This is a genomic window from Streptomyces sp. NPDC107471 (assembly GCF_055582845.1).
Genome location: NZ_JBVJPC010000004.1, coordinates 116312 through 131737 on the forward strand (window position 1 = coordinate 116312; position 15426 = coordinate 131737).

General features: G+C 70.9%; 15 protein-coding genes. 9 read left to right on the forward strand and 6 right to left on the reverse strand.

What is annotated here, in order from left to right; translation table 11 throughout:
• The first annotated feature begins 347 nt into the window (after positions 1–347).
• Genes ACZ66S_RS14400 through ACZ66S_RS14420 form a run of 5 tightly spaced genes read left to right on the forward strand, consistent with a single transcriptional unit; the run spans position 348 to position 4922 of the window.
• Positions 348–872 carry a DUF1453 domain-containing protein gene (locus ACZ66S_RS14400; RefSeq protein WP_469901837.1) on the forward strand — a complete coding sequence of 175 codons (525 nt, stop codon included), beginning with the start codon at positions 348–350 and terminating at the stop codon, positions 870–872.
• On the forward strand, positions 869–2020 hold the full coding sequence (locus ACZ66S_RS14405; RefSeq protein ID WP_469901838.1) for a sensor histidine kinase: 1152 nt from the start codon (positions 869–871) through the stop codon (positions 2018–2020). The genes ACZ66S_RS14400 and ACZ66S_RS14405 overlap by 4 nt, the downstream gene beginning before the upstream one ends.
• The gene (locus ACZ66S_RS14410) at positions 2017–2709 is read left to right on the forward strand and encodes a response regulator transcription factor (RefSeq protein ID WP_469901839.1); all 693 of its coding nucleotides are present in this window, start codon (positions 2017–2019) and stop codon (positions 2707–2709) included. Before ACZ66S_RS14405 ends, ACZ66S_RS14410 begins: the two co-directional genes overlap by 4 nt.
• Before the next feature lie 60 nt (positions 2710–2769).
• On the forward strand, positions 2770–3333 hold the full coding sequence (locus tag ACZ66S_RS14415) for a DUF485 domain-containing protein (RefSeq protein ID WP_469901840.1): 564 nt from the start codon (positions 2770–2772) through the stop codon (positions 3331–3333).
• On the forward strand, positions 3330–4922 hold the full coding sequence (locus ACZ66S_RS14420; protein ID WP_469901841.1) for a solute symporter family protein: 1593 nt from the start codon (positions 3330–3332) through the stop codon (positions 4920–4922). Before ACZ66S_RS14415 ends, ACZ66S_RS14420 begins: the two co-directional genes overlap by 4 nt.
• Before the next feature lie 128 nt (positions 4923–5050).
• Here the strand turns inward: ACZ66S_RS14420 and ACZ66S_RS14425 are convergent, their stop codons facing one another.
• Complete coding sequence (locus ACZ66S_RS14425) at positions 5051–5743, reverse strand: response regulator (protein ID WP_469901842.1); 693 nt, start codon at positions 5741–5743, stop codon at positions 5051–5053.
• 161 nt (positions 5744–5904) lie between these two features.
• Here ACZ66S_RS14425 and ACZ66S_RS14430 point away from each other — a divergent pair, with 161 nt between their 5' ends.
• The 3 genes from ACZ66S_RS14430 (at position 5905) to ACZ66S_RS14440 (ending at position 8876) form a co-directional block, all read left to right on the forward strand.
• The gene (locus ACZ66S_RS14430) at positions 5905–6720 is read left to right on the forward strand and encodes an ABC transporter ATP-binding protein (protein WP_469901843.1); all 816 of its coding nucleotides are present in this window, start codon (positions 5905–5907) and stop codon (positions 6718–6720) included.
• Positions 6710–7588, forward strand: coding sequence for an ABC transporter permease (locus tag ACZ66S_RS14435; RefSeq protein ID WP_469901844.1), 879 nt, complete (start codon positions 6710–6712; stop codon positions 7586–7588). Before ACZ66S_RS14430 ends, ACZ66S_RS14435 begins: the two co-directional genes overlap by 11 nt.
• Before the next feature lie 217 nt (positions 7589–7805).
• Positions 7806–8876: an ABC transporter substrate-binding protein gene (locus ACZ66S_RS14440; protein ID WP_469901845.1), complete on the forward strand. Its 1071-nt coding sequence runs from the start codon at positions 7806–7808 to the stop codon at positions 8874–8876.
• A gap of 6 nt (positions 8877–8882) precedes the next feature.
• Here ACZ66S_RS14440 and ACZ66S_RS14445 read toward each other — a convergent pair whose 3' ends face one another.
• The 4 genes from ACZ66S_RS14445 to ACZ66S_RS14460 form a co-directional block, all read right to left on the reverse strand.
• Positions 8883–9563: a response regulator gene (locus tag ACZ66S_RS14445; RefSeq protein ID WP_469902387.1), complete on the reverse strand. Its 681-nt coding sequence runs from the start codon at positions 9561–9563 to the stop codon at positions 8883–8885.
• Complete coding sequence (locus ACZ66S_RS14450) at positions 9563–11230, reverse strand: ATP-binding protein (protein ID WP_469901846.1); 1668 nt, start codon at positions 11228–11230, stop codon at positions 9563–9565. The genes ACZ66S_RS14445 and ACZ66S_RS14450 overlap by 1 nt, the downstream gene beginning before the upstream one ends.
• A gap of 126 nt (positions 11231–11356) precedes the next feature.
• Positions 11357–12301 carry a sucrase ferredoxin gene (locus ACZ66S_RS14455; RefSeq protein ID WP_469901847.1) on the reverse strand — a complete coding sequence of 315 codons (945 nt, stop codon included), beginning with the start codon at positions 12299–12301 and terminating at the stop codon, positions 11357–11359.
• Between the two features lie 52 nt (positions 12302–12353).
• A complete protein-coding gene (locus tag ACZ66S_RS14460) occupies positions 12354–13616 on the reverse strand; it encodes a citrate synthase (RefSeq protein ID WP_469901848.1) in 1263 nt (420 codons plus the stop codon).
• Between the two features lie 121 nt (positions 13617–13737).
• Here ACZ66S_RS14460 and ACZ66S_RS14465 point away from each other — a divergent pair, with 121 nt between their 5' ends.
• Positions 13738–14904, forward strand: coding sequence for a citrate synthase (locus tag ACZ66S_RS14465; protein WP_469901849.1), 1167 nt, complete (start codon positions 13738–13740; stop codon positions 14902–14904).
• Positions 14905–15074: 170 nt separating this feature from the next.
• Here ACZ66S_RS14465 and ACZ66S_RS14470 read toward each other — a convergent pair whose 3' ends face one another.
• Positions 15075–15311 carry a hypothetical protein gene (locus ACZ66S_RS14470; RefSeq protein WP_402649195.1) on the reverse strand — a complete coding sequence of 79 codons (237 nt, stop codon included), beginning with the start codon at positions 15309–15311 and terminating at the stop codon, positions 15075–15077.
• Positions 15312–15426: the final 115 nt, after the last annotated feature.

Here is a 15426-nt window from a genome sequence, read left to right on the forward strand (position 1 = left end):
CAGCGGCAGCAGCATCTTCCGGGTGCCGGGTGCCGGGTGCCGGGTGCCGGGTGCCGGGTGCCGGGTGCCGGGTGCCGGGTGGGCACGGGCAGGGAGTCCGCCCCCGGCGCACCCATCCCCGAGCAGATCATCGATCGCGCACCGGAGATCTCGCCCGGCAGCCGACCCTCGCTTCCCAGCAGGCCCAGGTGCCGCGGCTCTCCACCCGTGGGTGGAGCGTCCGCCCGCCGGGAAATCCACCCGTGATCCACCTCGGCTCCGTTCTCCCCACCTGCGGATTTCCGTAGCTTCGAAGGTGTCGGCGGCATCCGCTGCCGGCAGACCCTTCCTCGCTCACGGAGGCTGTGATGTCCGGGCTCGTCGACGCGTTGCTGATCGTGGTCGCTGTGGTCGTGGTGATCGCCCGGCAGTTCCGGGCGAGCCGGATCGACACCGACCGGCGCTGTTGGCTGCTCCCCGCCGTCCTTGCTGTCGTGGCACTGCGCGAGCCGGGGCTCGTGGACGCCCACCACCGCACGGCATCGCTCACCCTGCTCATCGCGGAACTGCTCACCGGCCTCGCCATAGGTGCCGGCTGGGCCTGGACGAGCCGGATATGGACGGAGCCGGACGGCGCGGTGTGGAGCAAGAGCACCAAGGCGAGCGGAGCCGTCTGGGCCGTCGGCATCGCGTTGCGCGTCGGTCTCTTCGCGCTCGGTGCGGCGATCGGTGTCCACCAGGACTCCTCCGCACTGCTGCTCGCCCTGGCGGCAACCCTGCTCGTGCGTTCCGGGACCCTCGTCCGGCGAGCGCACTACCTGCAGCCTGCCCCCTCACCCGCCCCGGCGTACGGTGAGCCCATGGTCCGGTCCACGGGGAAGGAACGTGTGTGACGGACAACGCCTGGACCCGCTGGCCCTCCCGGGAGGCGCTCGCGCGTGAGGCGGCGACGCGTCCTCGGCGTCTGCTCGGCTGGGTCACCAGGTCCCTCGTGCTCGCCATGCTCCTCTGGGGTGCCTTCAACAGCAGCCATGTGCGGGGCTGGAGCATCGTCGGAGCAGTGGCGGGAATCCTCCTTTCCGCCGGCGTCGCCTGGGCACTCTTCCGCACCACACTGGCACACCGGCTCTGGCCCTCCCTGGCACTCTTCAGTGTCCTCCTGGCGATCGCGGTCGCCGCCCAGGCCGCCGGATTCGGGGTCGCCGCCCTCGTCCTGTGGTGCGGTTGCGCCGTCACCGCTCTGGAACGGCTGCCCATCGCCGCCGCCCTGCCCGTCACGGTGGTCGCCCTAGCGCTCTACGCCGCCGTCAATGACGACGTGTGGCTGACCACCCTGGCCACGACCGCGGGACTCGCCCTGGCCGGCTACGTCCTGCGGCTGGACGCGGAGGCCCGTGGCAATGCCCAACGGCTGCTCAACCAGGAGCGGGCCGCACGGGCGGCCGAGGCGGAGTCGGCGGCACTCGCGGAGCGGGCCCGGATCGCCCGGGAGATCCACGACGTGCTGGCGCACAGTCTCTCGGCCCAGCTCGTGCACCTGGAGGCGGCCCGGTTGCTGATCGAGGGAGGCGCGGACCGGGACCAGATCCTCGAAAGGGTGGTGGCCGCCCGGGGCATGGCCCGGGACGGTCTCGCGGAGACCCGGCAGGCGCTGTCGGCTCTTCGGGGGGACATGACCCCGCTGGAGGAGTTCCTGAGCCAGCTCGTCGGGACGGCCGACGGAGCCGAGGCCACCATTTCGGGTGAGCGCAGACCCCTGCCGGTCGAGGCGTCGCAGGCGGTGCGCAGGGTCGCGCAGGAAGCCCTGACCAACGTCCGCAAGCATGCGCCGGGGGCCAAGGTGCGGATGCGGCTGGAGTACGGCGAGGAACAGGTGACGCTGGTCGTGCGGGACTCGGGCGGTTCGCCGGGCGAACTCACCGCCAGTGGCGGCGGGTACGGTCTGCTGGGGATGCGGGAGCGTGCCGAACTGCTGGGCGGTTCGCTGGACGCCGGGCCGGACGACGAAGGGTTCGTGGTGACGTTGAAGGTGCCGGTATGACGGTGGGGGAGGAGACGAAGCCCGCGCGGGTGGTGGTCGCGGACGACCAGACCGTGGTCCGCGAGGGCATCGTGATGTTGCTCGGTCTGCTGCCCGGTATCGAGGTCGTGGGCGCGGCCGGGGACGGCGAGGAGGCGGTGGCGCTCGTCGCCGAACTCGCCCCGGACGTGGTGCTGATGGACCTGCGCATGCCGCGCTGCGACGGGGTGGAGGCGACCCGGAGGATCCGGGCCGAGTATCCGGGGACGCAGGTCGTGGTGCTGACGACGTTCGGGGACGACGAGTCGCTGTTCCCCGCGCTCAAGGCGGGGGCGCGCGGCTATCTCACCAAGGACGCGGGAGGGGACGAGATCGTGCGGGCCGTGCACAGCGTGCTCTCGGGGGACGCCGGGCTGTCGCCGAGCGTCCAACGGCGTCTGCTGGAGCGGCTGTCGGACCCCGAGCCCCCGCAGCCGGTCCCCGCGGAGGCGCCCGACGGGCTCACCGCCCGGGAGGTCGAGGTGCTGGCGTTGATCGCCGAAGGGCTGACCAATCAGGAGATCGCCCGCGAACTGCATGTCTCCACCGCCACGGTGAAGACCCACATCAACAACCTCTTCGCCAAGACGAACATCAAGGACCGTGCGCAGGCGGTGCGTTATGCCTATGCGAAGGGGCTTGTAAGGCCACCGATGGGAGGAGTCACCTGATGGGGTGAAGTGCACCGGGAAGAAGAGTCGGGGATCTTCCCGTTCTGTCCATCCTTGGGCATGCAGTCAAGCAACGCTCGTCCCCGCGGAAGCGGGGGTGATGCCGAGAGTTCGGCCGAGAACCACGACGGTCACGACGTGGCCCGTGCCGAGGCGTCCGCCGGGGTGCGGTACGACGACCCCTGGTACGACGAACTCGCCTCCGGCTGGGGCGAGACGGCAGGTGACGGCACATCCGTGGTCCCGGTCGCGACGGCACGTGAGGTGCGCGAGGAGCGGGCAGCGGCGGCGGCCGACGTCTACCTCGAGGTGCAGCGCAGCGCCGCCTTCCAGGAGGTGCGCAGCCGGTACCGGAGGTTCGTGGTGCCGGCGGGCATCGGGTTCTTCGCCTGGTACGTGGCGTACGTCGTGACGGCGACGAGCGCGCCGGGGCTGATGGCACGACCGGTGGCCGGCGCGGTGAACGTGGCGATGCTCGCGGGACTCGGACAGTTCCTCACCACCTTCCTGCTGACCTGGGCCTACGCCCGGCACGCGAGGCTGCGCCGGGACCGGGCCGCTCTCGAACTGCGGTGGGACACCCAGGAACTGACCCGTACGGCCCGAGGCGGTGCGTCCTCGTGACGGGAGACCACCAGACTCTGGCGCTGCTGCTGTTCAGCGCGTTCGTCGCGGTCACACTGGGGATCACGACATGGGTGAGCCGCCACCGGCACGGTTCCGCGGAGGAGTTCTACGCGGGCGGGCGGCTGTTCTCGCCGATGGAGAATGGTTTTGCCATCGCGGGTGACTACATGTCGGCCGCGTCCTTCCTGGGCATCTCCGGACTCATCGCGCTCTTCGGGTACGACGGGATGCTCTACTCGGTGGGCTTCCTCGTGGCCTGGCTGGTGGTGCTGTTCCTCGTCGCCGAACTCGTGCGCAACTGCGGGCGGTTCACGCTCGCCGACGTGGTCGCCGCGCGGATGAGTGAACGGCCTGTGCGGATCGCGGCGGGAACCTCGTCGGTCACGGTGTCCGTTCTCTATCTGGTGGCCCAGATGGTGGGCGCGGGCAGCCTGGTCGCGCTGCTGCTCGGGGGCACCGGCGAGGCGGCCCAGTCCTGGACGGTCATCGCCGTCGGGGCTCTCATGGTGATCTACGTGTCCCTGGGCGGGATGCGGGCGACGACCTGGATCCAGATCGTCAAGGCGGTCCTGCTGCTCGGTGGGACGGTCGCGTTGACCGTGCTCGTGCTGGTGCGGTTCCACGGCGACATCGACCAACTGCTGCTCACGGCGGCGGAGCGCAGCGGCCACGGCCGGTCGTTCCTGGCCCCTGGACTGAAGTACGGCGGTGGCTGGACCGCCCGCCTCGACTTCATCAGCCTGGGACTCGCGCTCGTGCTCGGCACGGCAGGGCTGCCGCACATCCTGTCCCGCTTCTACACCGTGCCCACGGCACGCGCCGCACGGCGTTCGGTGGTCTGGTCGATCGGGCTCATCGGCGGCTTCTACCTGATGACGATCGTGCTGGGGTTCGGGGCCGCGGCGATCGTGGGGCCCGAGACGGTCCGCGGATCGAACGCCGCCGGGAACACCGCGGTCCCCCTGCTGGCCCTCGACCTGGGCGGCGGAGCGGACTCCACCGGAGGAACGGTTCTGTTCGCGATCGTCGCCGCCGTCGCCTTCGCGACGATCCTCGCCGTGGTCGCCGGGATCACCCTCGCCTCGTCCGCCTCCGTCGCGCATGACCTGTACGCCTCGCTACGGCGCCGACGGTCCAAGCCGCGCAGTGAGGTGGCCGTGGCCAGGACCGCCGCCGTGGGGATCGGCGTGATCGCGATCGCCCTCGGCCTGCTGGCCCGCGACCTCAACGTCGCCTTCCTGGTGGGCCTCGCCTTCGCCGTCGCCGCGTCCGCGAACCTGCCGGTGCTGCTGTACTCGCTGTTCTGGCGCGGGTTCACCACCCGGGGTGCCGTCTGGTCCGTCTACGGCGGCCTGATCCCGGCCATGGCCCTGGTGCTGCTGTCGCCCGTGGTGTCCGGCAGCCCCGAGTCGCTCTTCCCGGGCGTCGACTTCCAGTACTTCCCGCTGCAGAACCCCGGTCTGGTCTCCATCCCGCTGGGCTTCGTCGCGGGCTGGCTCGGCACGGTCACCTCGGCGGAAGTCGCCGACGAGGCCAAGCACGCGGAGACGGAGGTACGGTCGCTCACGGGGGCGGGAGCTGTGTAGCGGACGGCGCCCTCGTGGTCGTCGTACAACCGCCTTCGCTGTGCGGACCCCTCGACCTACGGCCGCGTTGGCATGCGGTACCCGTCGTCGGAACGCCCCGTCCTGATCGGCTACGGCGCCCTGTTCGGCTACGGCGTCACCCACGCGTACCGGTGTTCCGGGCGGCCCGTGTCGCCGTATCTGAGGGTGAGGCGGAGGCGGCCGGCCTGTTCGAGGTGGCGGAGGTAGCGCTGGGCGGTGGAGCGGCTCAGGCCCGTCTCCGCGGCGACCTCGTGGGCCGAGAGGGGGTGGCCGGCGTGGTGCAGGACGCGGCAGATGAGGTCCGTGGTCGGCTCCGAGTGGCCGCTGGGCAGGCCGGGGGAGGCAGGGGCCGGGGTGGTGCGCAGGGCGCCGAAGATCCGGTCGACCTGTTCCTGGCCGGCGATGCCGTGGCCGCCGACCCGGTCGACGGTGCGGCGCAGGGCGGCGTAGGAGTCGAGGCGGGTGCGCAGGGCCGCGAAGGTGAAGGGCTTGACCAGGTAGTGGAGGGCGCCCAGGCGCATCGCGGTCTGGACGGTCGTCACGTCGCCGGCTGCCGTGATCATGATGACGTCGGTGCCGTGGCCCTGTTCCCGCATGCGGTGGACGAGTTCGAGTCCCGTCTGGTCGGGCAGGTAGTGGTCCAGCAGGACCAGGTCGATGGTTCCGCGCTGCACGCTGGCCAGTGCCTGGGCCGCGTTGTGGGCGCGGGCGGCGACCCGGAAGCCGGGAACCTTCCCCACGTACTTCGCGTTGATCTCGGCGACGCGGAAGTCGTCGTCCACGACCAGGACGTCAATCATCGGGCCTCTTTCCCTCAAGGCCTGGCGGGCCTCACGCCCGTGTTTCGGCTCCGCTGTTGTAGCGCGCGCTAAACGAGCACAACAGGCTGTTGCAGGCAAAAGAACGGCATGTGCCCAGAAGACTGATGCCGTGGCACAGGCCACATCTACCGTCCCCGGCCATGAGCGCAGACACCAGCCCCGCCATCGAACTGCGGGGCGCGAGCAAGACATTCCGGACCCCGTCGGGGGGTCTGCACACGGCCGTCAGTGGACTCGACCTCACGGTGCGGCGTGGGGAGTTCGTGGCGGTCGTCGGGCCCACGGGCTGTGGCAAGTCGACCACGTTGACGCTGGTCAGCGGCTTGGAGGAGCCCTCCGAGGGCGAGGTCCTGGTCGTCGGGGAGCCGGTCCGGGGAGTCGGGGACAAGGTCGGTTTCGTCTTCCAGCAGGACGCCACCTTCCCCTGGCGCACGGTCCTGTCCAACGTCATGGCCGGCCCTCGCTTCCGCGGGGTGCCGAAGGCGGAGGCCAGGCAGAAGGCGCGGGAATGGCTGGCCAGGGTCGGACTCGCGGCCTTCGAGGACCGCTACCCCCATCAGCTCTCCGGAGGTCAGCGCAAGCGGGTCGCGCTCGCCGCGACCTTCGTCAACGACCCCGAGATCCTGCTCATGGACGAGCCGTTCTCCGCGCTCGACGTGCAGACCCGGGCCCTGATGTCCGACGAACTCCTCGAACTGTGGGAGGGCACCGGCGCCTCCGTCGTCTTCGTCACCCACGACCTGGAGGAGTCCATCGCGCTGGCCGACAGGGTCGTCGTGATGACGGCCGGGCCCGCCACGGTCAAGCAGGTCTTCGAGATCGACCTGCCGAGGCCGCGCAAGGTCGAGTCGGTACGTCTGGAGCCGCGGTTCATCGAGATCTACCGCGAGATCTGGCAGTCCCTCGGCGAAGAGGTCCGCATCACGCGTGAGAGGAGCGCCGCCCATGTCGCCTGACGTCCTGCCCGAGACCCAGGTCGCGCCGGCCATGGCAGACCCCGGCGCCAAGACCGACCGCGCGCATTCACGCGCGCGTGCCGCCCGCAGACGCCGGATCGTCGTCGGCGCGTCCCGTGTCCTGCTCCTGGTGGCCGTCCTCGGCCTGTGGGAAGTGCTCTCGCGGGCCGAGGTCATCGATCCCTTCAACTTCTCCATGCCCTCGAAGATCTGGGACCAGATCTGGACCTGGGTGACGCACGGGACCGCACTCGGATCACTGGGCGAACAGATCTGGTACACGCTCTACGAGGCACTGCTGGGCTGGATCGTAGGCGTGGTGGCCGGTGTGGTGTTCGGTATCGCGCTGGGGCGGATCACCTTGCTGGCCGATGTACTTGGTCCATACATCAAGGTGCTCAACTCGATACCGAGGATCGTCCTCGCGCCCATCTTCGTGATCTGGTTCGGACTTGGACCGGCCTCCAAGGTGGCCTCGGCCGTCGTCCTGGTCTTCTTCCCGGTCTTCTTCAACGCCTTCCAGGGCGCTCGCGAGGTCGACCGCAACCTGGTGGCCAACGCCCGCATCCTCGGCGCGAGCGACCGGAGGGTGACGCTCCAGGTCGTCGTCCCGTCCGCGACCTCGTGGATCTTCACCAGCCTGCACGTCAGCTTCGGCTTCGCCCTCATCGGCGCGATCGTCGGCGAGTACATCGGCGCCACCAAGGGCATCGGCCTGCTCGTCGCCCAGTCGCAGGGCACGTTCAACGCGGCCGGTGTCTACGCCGCGATGGTCATCCTCGCCGTCGTCGCACTCCTCGCCGAAGGGCTGCTCACCTTCGCCGAGCGCCGCATCTTCCGCTGGAAGCCGACGAGCTCCGACGGCTGAGCCGCCTGCGACGGCCCCTCCCCGGCCGGCTTCCGTCCCAGTTCCGGCCTTCCCCGGCCGGCCGTCCCAGCCCTCGCCCTCCCCGGCTTCCGTCCCAGCTCCGGCCCCCTGGGTCTCCCGCCTTCCCAGCCCTCACCCCCCTAGGTCACCCCCTCAGACAGCCTCCGTCTTCCGGGCTCCCGCCCGCCCGTACCGCCCTCCCAAGGACGTGAAACCCATGCGCAAGACCGCCAGATACACCTCTCTGGCCGCCGCCGGCCTGCTCGCCCTCACCTCGCTCACCGCCTGTGCCAACGACGCCGCCGGCACGGCGTCGGCCGGTTCCGGCAGCAAGGGGGACGGCAAGGGCACCGAGGTCAAGATCATGGTCGGTGGCCTCGACAAGGTCATCTACCTGCCCGCGATGCTGACCCAGCGGCTCGGTTACTTCGACTCCGAGGGACTCGACGTGGAGCTGCTGAGCGAGCCCGCCGGCGTCCAGGCCGAGACCGCGCTCGTCTCCGGCCAGGTCCAGGGGGCCGTCGGCTTCTACGACCACACCCTCGACCTCCAGGTGAAGGGCAAGGACGTGGAGTCGGTCGTGCAGTTCTCGCACGCGCCCGGCGAGGTGGAGATCGTCTCCACCAAGGCGGCCGGTGACATCACCTCGCCCAAGGACTTCAAGGGCAGGAAGCTCGGCGTCACGGGCCTCGGCTCCTCGACCGACTTCCTCACCAAGTACCTCGCCGTCAAGAACGGCGTGAGGGTCAGCGACTTCACCCCGGTCGCCGTCGGCGCGGGACCGACCTTCATCTCGGCGCTCCAGCAGGGCTCGATCGACGGCGGCATGACGACCGACCCGACCGTCGCGACGATCCTGGACAAGAAGGCCGGCAAGATCCTCCTGGACATGCGCACGCCCCAGGGCTCGGACGAGGCGCTCGGCGGACCGTATCCCTCGTCAAGCCTGTACATGCAGACGGACTGGGTCAACGGTCACAAGGACACCGTCCAGAAGTTGGCCAATGCATTCGTCAAGACGCTCAAGTGGATGTCCACCCACAGCGCGACCCAGATCGCCGACAAGATGCCCGCCGACTACTCGCAGGGCAACAAGCTCCTGTACGCGGTCGCCATCAAGAACACGCTGCCGATGTTCACCAAGGACGGCGTGATGCCCAAGAACGGTCCCGAGACCGTCGAGAAGGTCCTCAAGGCGTTCAACCCCAACATCCAGAACGCCGACGTCGACCTCGACAAGACGTACACGACCGAGTTCGTCGACAAGGCCGCGCAGAACGCAGGCTGAGTCTCCTCACGCGCGGGTCGCCCACACGTAACGGTGTTCCGGGCGGCCCGCGTCGCCGTACTTGAGGGTCAGCCGGGCCCGCCCCGTGCGCTCCAGGAGCTTCAGGTAGCGCTGGGCGGTCTGCCGGCTCACCCCGGTCCGGTCGGCGATCTCCTGCGCCGACAGCGGCCCTTCGGCGTTCATCAGAGACCTGCGGACGAGCTCCACCGTGGTCGGGGAGTGCCCCTTGGGCAGATCCGGCTCCGCCGGTGACGAGAGCGCACCGAAGATGCGGTCGACCTCCGCCTGTTCCGCCTCCCCGCCGCCGTCCAGGGTGCGCCGCAGCTCGGCATACGCCTCCAGCCTGGCCCTGAGACCCGCGAAGGCGAACGGTTTCACCAGGTACTGCAGCGCCCCGTGGCGCATCGCCGCCTGCACGGTCGTCACGTCCCGCGCGGCCGTCACCATGATCACGTCGGTCTGGTGGCCGCGCCGGCGCATCTCCTGGACGACCTCCAGGCCCGTCTCGTCGGGCAGGTAGTGGTCCATGAGGACCAGGTCGACATGGGGGAGGCTCTCCATCTGGCGCAGTGCGTCCGCGGCGCTGTGCGCCTCGCCCGCCACACGGAAGCCGGGCACCTTCTCGACGTAGGCGGCGTTGACGCGCGCCACGCGGGTGTCGTCGTCCACGACCAGGACCTCGATCATCACGACTCCTCCTCGGTGGCGGCCCGCCCGGTCGGTGGGGCGGTGAGCGCGGGTTGCGGCTCGGCCAGTGCGTCCGGCAGTACGACGGTGAACTCCGCGCCTCCGCCACCGGCCTCGCCGACGACCGCGCTGCCCCCCTGGCGTTCGGCGAGCTTGCGTACGAGGGAGAGCCCGAGGCCGCGTCCCCGGTGGGCGGGCGGTTCCTTGGTCGACCAGCCTTCGGTGAAGACCAGTTCGCGCTGTTCCACCGGGATGCCGGGTCCGGTGTCCCGCACCCTGAGGACGGCGGTACGGCCCTCCGTGCGCAGCTCGACCTCCACGCGCGCGTGCGGTGCGCCGGCGACGGCATCCAGGGCGTTGTCCACGAGGTTGCCGACGATCGTCACCAGGCCGCTCGGATCGACCAGCCGGTCCGGCAGCCGGGTCCCGTCGGAGACCCACAGGGCGACCCCGCGCTCGGCGGCGACGGTCGCCTTGCCCACCAGCAGCGCGGCGAGCAGCGGGTCCTCGATCTTCTCGGTGACCTGCTCCGCGGTGGCCCGGTGGTCGCCGACGACCTCCCCGACGAACTCCACGGCGTCGTCGAACATCTCCAGCTCCAGCAGCCCCAGGAGCGTGTGCATGCGATTGGCGTGCTCGTGGTCCTGGGCGCGCAGGGCGTCGATGAGGCCGTGGGTCGAGTCGAGCTCCCGGCCGAGCTGCTCCAGCTCGGTGCGGTCGCGCAGGGTGGCGACGGCACCGCCGTCGTCGGTGGGCATGCGGTTGGCGACCAGCACCCGCTGGCCCCGCACGGTGACGAGATCGGTGCCCGCGACACGTCCGGCCAGGACGTCGGCCGTACGACCGTCCCCGAGCGCCTCGTCGGGGGAGCGGCCGACGGCCTCGTCGCCGATGCCCAGCAGGCGTCTGGCCTCGTCGTTGAGCAGACGGATGCGTCCGGCGCGGTCCAGCGCCACGACGCCCTCCCGGATGCCGTGCAGCATGGCCTCGCGTTCGGCGAGCAGCGCCGAGATGTCGGAGAAGGCCAGGTCACGGGTCTGCCGCTGCACTCTCCTGGAGATGAGCCAGGCGGCCAGCGCACCGACGGCGAGGGCCCCGCCTGCGTACGCGAACAGCCCCGGGATCGCGTGGATCAGCCGGGCGCGCACACTGTCGTAGGCGATACCGACGGAGACCGCTCCGACGATCTTGTGCTCGCTGTCGTACAGCGGCACCTTGCCGCGGGCGGTACGGCCCAGGGTGCCGCTGTCGATCTGCATGATCTCCTTGCCCGCCAGGGCCTGGCCCGGGTCGGTGGAGACGATCCTGCCCACCTCGCTGCGGGTGGGATGCGACCAGCGGACGCCTCGCCAGTCCATCACCACGACGTACTCGGACCCGGTCGCCCTGCGGATCCTCTCGGCCTCCCGCTGGACGGGGCCACCGGGCAGTGGGGGCGTGTCCTTGACCTGCTCGGCGATCTGCGCCTCGGCGGCGGTGGTCTGGGCGATGGCCAGCGCACGGCGCATCGCCTGGTCGTCGAGCTGGTTGCTCAGGGGCGCGAGGAACAGACCGGTCGCGAGCACCGCCACTCCCGCGGCGATCGCCAACTGCATCAGAAGCACCTGCGAGAACACCCGGCGGGGCAGTCCGAGGCGCAGGCGGCGGGCGGGGGGAGTGCGGCTCATACCCATGACGGTACGGGGAGGCCCCGGATCCACCGTAGGGGGTGTGGCATGGATCTCTTGATCAACCCGTTGATGAGCCGTACGGGCCGGAGACAGTGCTGGGGACGCACCCGCGCGAGCGTCCGGTCAGCACGCCAGCGCCGTCGAGGTGCTCAGCTCGCGCACCGCGACCACGTCCATCCGCGCGGGCGAGCCGAGCACCGACGCCCCGCAGCTCTCCGGGCGCGGCGGCAGGGCGGCGGTCTGGGCCACGAGGACGCGCCAGTGGCGGCCGTCGACGTGGGCGACGGTCACCTCCCAGTGCGGGGCCGCGCCGTCCGTGCGTACGACGGTCAGGGCTTCGGCCGCGTATTCGCCCACCGCCGTGCGGACGGCCAGCTCGGCCGCCTGGCCGGGGCGTTCCCATGCGGAGTTGCCGCGGCATCCGTCGACCACGATCCGGCCCTCCTGGACGTTGTGGAGGACTTCCTTGACGGCATGGGCCTCGGCGCGGCCGTAGGCGTAGCCGTGCGGCAGGACCAGCAGCGTCGGAGAGAAGCGGTGACCACCCAGATGGGTGACCTCCCAGGCGCCCTCGACGCCCGAGGCGGCCAGTTCCGCGGCGAGCGGACGGCCGAGGAGGGCGCAACAGCGGTCCCGCTTGCCGTTGGTGCAGACGAGCGCGAGCGGGTCGCCGGTGTGCGGACGGCCGCCGAGGGCCGCGTCGAAGCTGCCGTGGTCCCCGCTGCCGAGTGCGGCGAGATCCAGGTGGAGGAGGTCCCGCGGATCGCGGGTCGTCGCACTGCGCAGCCATACGTTGCCGGGAGCCGTGTGGGCGGCGTACACCTGCCGGGTGGTGGGGGTTCCGCTGTCGGCGTGCCGACCGGGGCGGCGGATGAGCGCGACGCGCACGTCCGTGCCCGTCGCCGCGGTCTCCAGGGCTCGGCCCAGGGCGGGGTCCAGGTGGCTCGAAGTGAGCGCCTTGGCGCCCCAGGGGCCGGGCTGCTCCAGCAGCAGCCAGGTCCGCGCGATGGCCGCGGTTCCGGAAACGGGCTCGTCGAGGTCGTGCGAGACCGTTGAGCAGGTACCCACAGAGGTGAGCCTAACCTGACTTGGCGCGCGGCGACTTCCGGCCGGGTCCGTTTCAGCGTTCCGGCAGGGGTTGGGGTGGCTTCGGGCCCACATACGTGCCGCTCGGGCGCATGCGCAGCGGGCGTTCGCCGTACTCCTCCAGCGCGTGGGCGATCCAGCCGGCCGTCCGGGCGACGGCGAAGACCGTCTCGCCGGCCGTGGCGGGCATCCCGGAGGAGGCGGTGAACACGGCGAGGGCCAGGTCCACGTTGGCGTGCAGGGGGGCGTGGCGGGCGGTGGTGGCCACGATGTCGCGGGCCGCGAGGAGGGCGGGCTCGGCCCGGGGGATCTCCTCCAGGAGCGCGAACAGGGCACGCGCGCGTGGGTCCTCGCCCGGGTAGAGCCGGTGACCCAGGCCCGGGATGCGGCGGCCGGCCCGCAGCTCCTCCGCGATCACGGGGGCCGCGTCGCCGAGTTCGAGCACGTCGAGCAGCAGCTTGTGGGCGAGCCCGCTTGCCGCGCCGTGCAGGGGGCCCTCCAGGACGCCGAGTCCGGCGGACACGGCCGCATAGGCGTGCGCACGCGCCGACGCGGCGACGCGCACCGCGAGGGTCGAGGCCGCGAGGTCGTGGTCGACGAGCAGTCCGAGCGCGGTGTCCAGGACGCGCAGGGACGCCTCGTCGGGCTTGTGTCCGGTGAGGCGCGACCACAGCCGGGGGGCCAGCCGGGCGTCGTCACGGCGGTGGTCGTGCAGCACGGGCGGCAGGGCGGCGACCAGAGTGGGGATGAGGGTCCGCGCGGTGCCGAGCACGGCCTCCTCGGACAGGTCGAAACGCAGCGGGTCGGCCGCCGCTGCGGCGATCGCGGCGACCCGCAACCGGTCGGTGGGGCCGGTGTGTTCGGGCAGCGCGTCCACCGCGCGGCGGGCCGTGTCGACCGTGGCCTCGGGGGCGGTGAAGGTGACGCCGGGCTGCATGCGTCCGGTCCACAGCCATTCGGCGATCTCTTCGTAGGAGTGACGCGCGGCGAGTTCCGTCGCGTCCACGCCCCGGAAGTAGTAGCGGTCCCGGTCGATCAACGTGATCCGGGTCCGTACGGAGAGCTCACCGCCGGAGCCCGGACTCCCGCCGCTCTCCCGGCGGTTGCGCCGGGCCAGGGCCTCGACCTCCTTGGCGTCGAAGGTGCTGCCCCGGCCGCCGGGGACGCGTCGGCTGCTGAGCTGGCCGCGGCTCACATAGGCGTAGACGGTCTCGGGTTTCACGCCCAGCAGTTCGGCGGCCTCCTTGGTGCTGAGCCGGTGTTCGGCGGGGCCCGGGAGGGGGTCTTGATCGCGCATAAGAGGTCACCGTATCCGCAGCCGAAGGGTTGACAGACGATGTTGACTTCACATTGATTGAATCAATATTGACAGGAAATGAGTCAATCATGGACAGTCGAATCAAGTCCAGGGAGGAATCATGTCGGTCAACAGGTCCGCAACCACACTTGTCGAGGTACCGCGAGGGCTCGCCGGTGTCGTCGTCACCGACACCGAGGTCGGGGACGTCCGGGGGCGCGAGGGGTTCTATCACTACCGCCAGTACTCGGCCGTCGAGCTCGCGCAGACCCGTGGCTTCGAGGACGTCTGGCACCTTCTGGTCCACGGTGAACTGCCGGACGCGGGGCAGGCCGTGGCGTTCCGGGCCGTGACCGCGGGGCTGCGGCGGCTGCCGGAGGAGGTCAGGGCGGCGTTGCCGGCGATCGCGGCGGCGAGCGGGAGGTCGGGGCCGCTGGCCGGAATGCGCACCGCGTTGTCGCTCCTCGGGGCGGCGAAGGGGTTCCGGCCGGTGTACGACATCGACCCGGAGGAGCGGCGCCGGGACACGCTCGTGGCGGCCGCGGCGGTGCCGACGCTGCTGACCGCGCTGCACCGGTTGGGCAAGGGGCTGGAGCCGGTGGAGCCGCGGGAGGACCTCTCCTACGCGGCGAACTACCTCTACATGCTGACGGGTTCGGAGCCGGAACCGCAGCGGGCGCGGGCGGTCGAGCAGTACTTGATCTCAACCATTGATCACGGTTTCAATGCATCAACCTTCACGGCACGGGTCGTCGCGTCGACGGGGGCGGATGTGGCGGCCTGTCTCGTGGGGGCCGTAGGGGCCTTGTCCGGGCCGTTGCACGGGGGAGCGCCGAGTCGGGCCCTGGACACCCTGGACGCGATCGGCACGCCCGACCGGATAGACCCCTGGATCCGCGAACGCGTGCTCGCCGGTGAACGGATCATGGGCTTCGGTCATGCGATCTACCGCACGGAGGACCCGCGTTCCCGGATGCTCCGGGAGGTCGCCCAGCGGTTCGGCGGACCCCGGGTGGACTTCGCCGTCGAGGTGGAACGACAGGTGGAGGCGATCCTGGCCGAGCTGAAGCCGGGGCGGGAGCTCCACACCAACGTCGAGTTCTACGCGGGCGTGGTCATGGAGCTGTGCGGGCTGCCGCGGGAGATGTTCACGCCCACGTTCGCTGCGGCGCGGGTGGTCGGGTGGAGCGCCAACATCCTGGAACAGGCGGCGGACTCGAAGATCATCCGGCCGGTGGCGCGGTATGTGGGGGCGGAGGCGCCGGTGGCGGTGCCGGTGATGGCCTAGGCGTGCATGAGGCCCGGTGCCGTTCTGGCGCCGGGCTCACAGAAGGACATGAGCAGTGGGCGGGTCGGCGATCTGCTCGCAGGGGCCCCGGTGTCGCTCGTCGATGGGTGCGGCGGGGCGAGGATTCCGCGGGGCACGAGTGAGGGTGACTCAAGTGCCCTGGGCGGGACTCACGCGTCCGGGATGTCGGCCTTGGCGCGCAGCAGGGTCTCCCGGCTCACCACCACGATCCGCTCGTAGTCGGCGCGTGCCGCGTCGGGAGGGAGCTGACCGTCGAGCGCCGCAGTGGCCTCGGTCCCGATCACGGCGAAGTTGCCGTCACTGAGCTCGAAGATGTCGGGACAGGTGTCGCCGCTCATGCTCCCGCGTTCCCTGGGAGAGGCACCAATGCGACGCACGATTCTCAAGGGGGTCCCCGTTCTCACGATGTGGGTGTTGGGCGGGGGACAGGTTAGCCCCACCGCAGCCCCCTGTTGTCACACCGAGTGTCCATCTGTTGAGACGGTCTACGCCAAACGGATC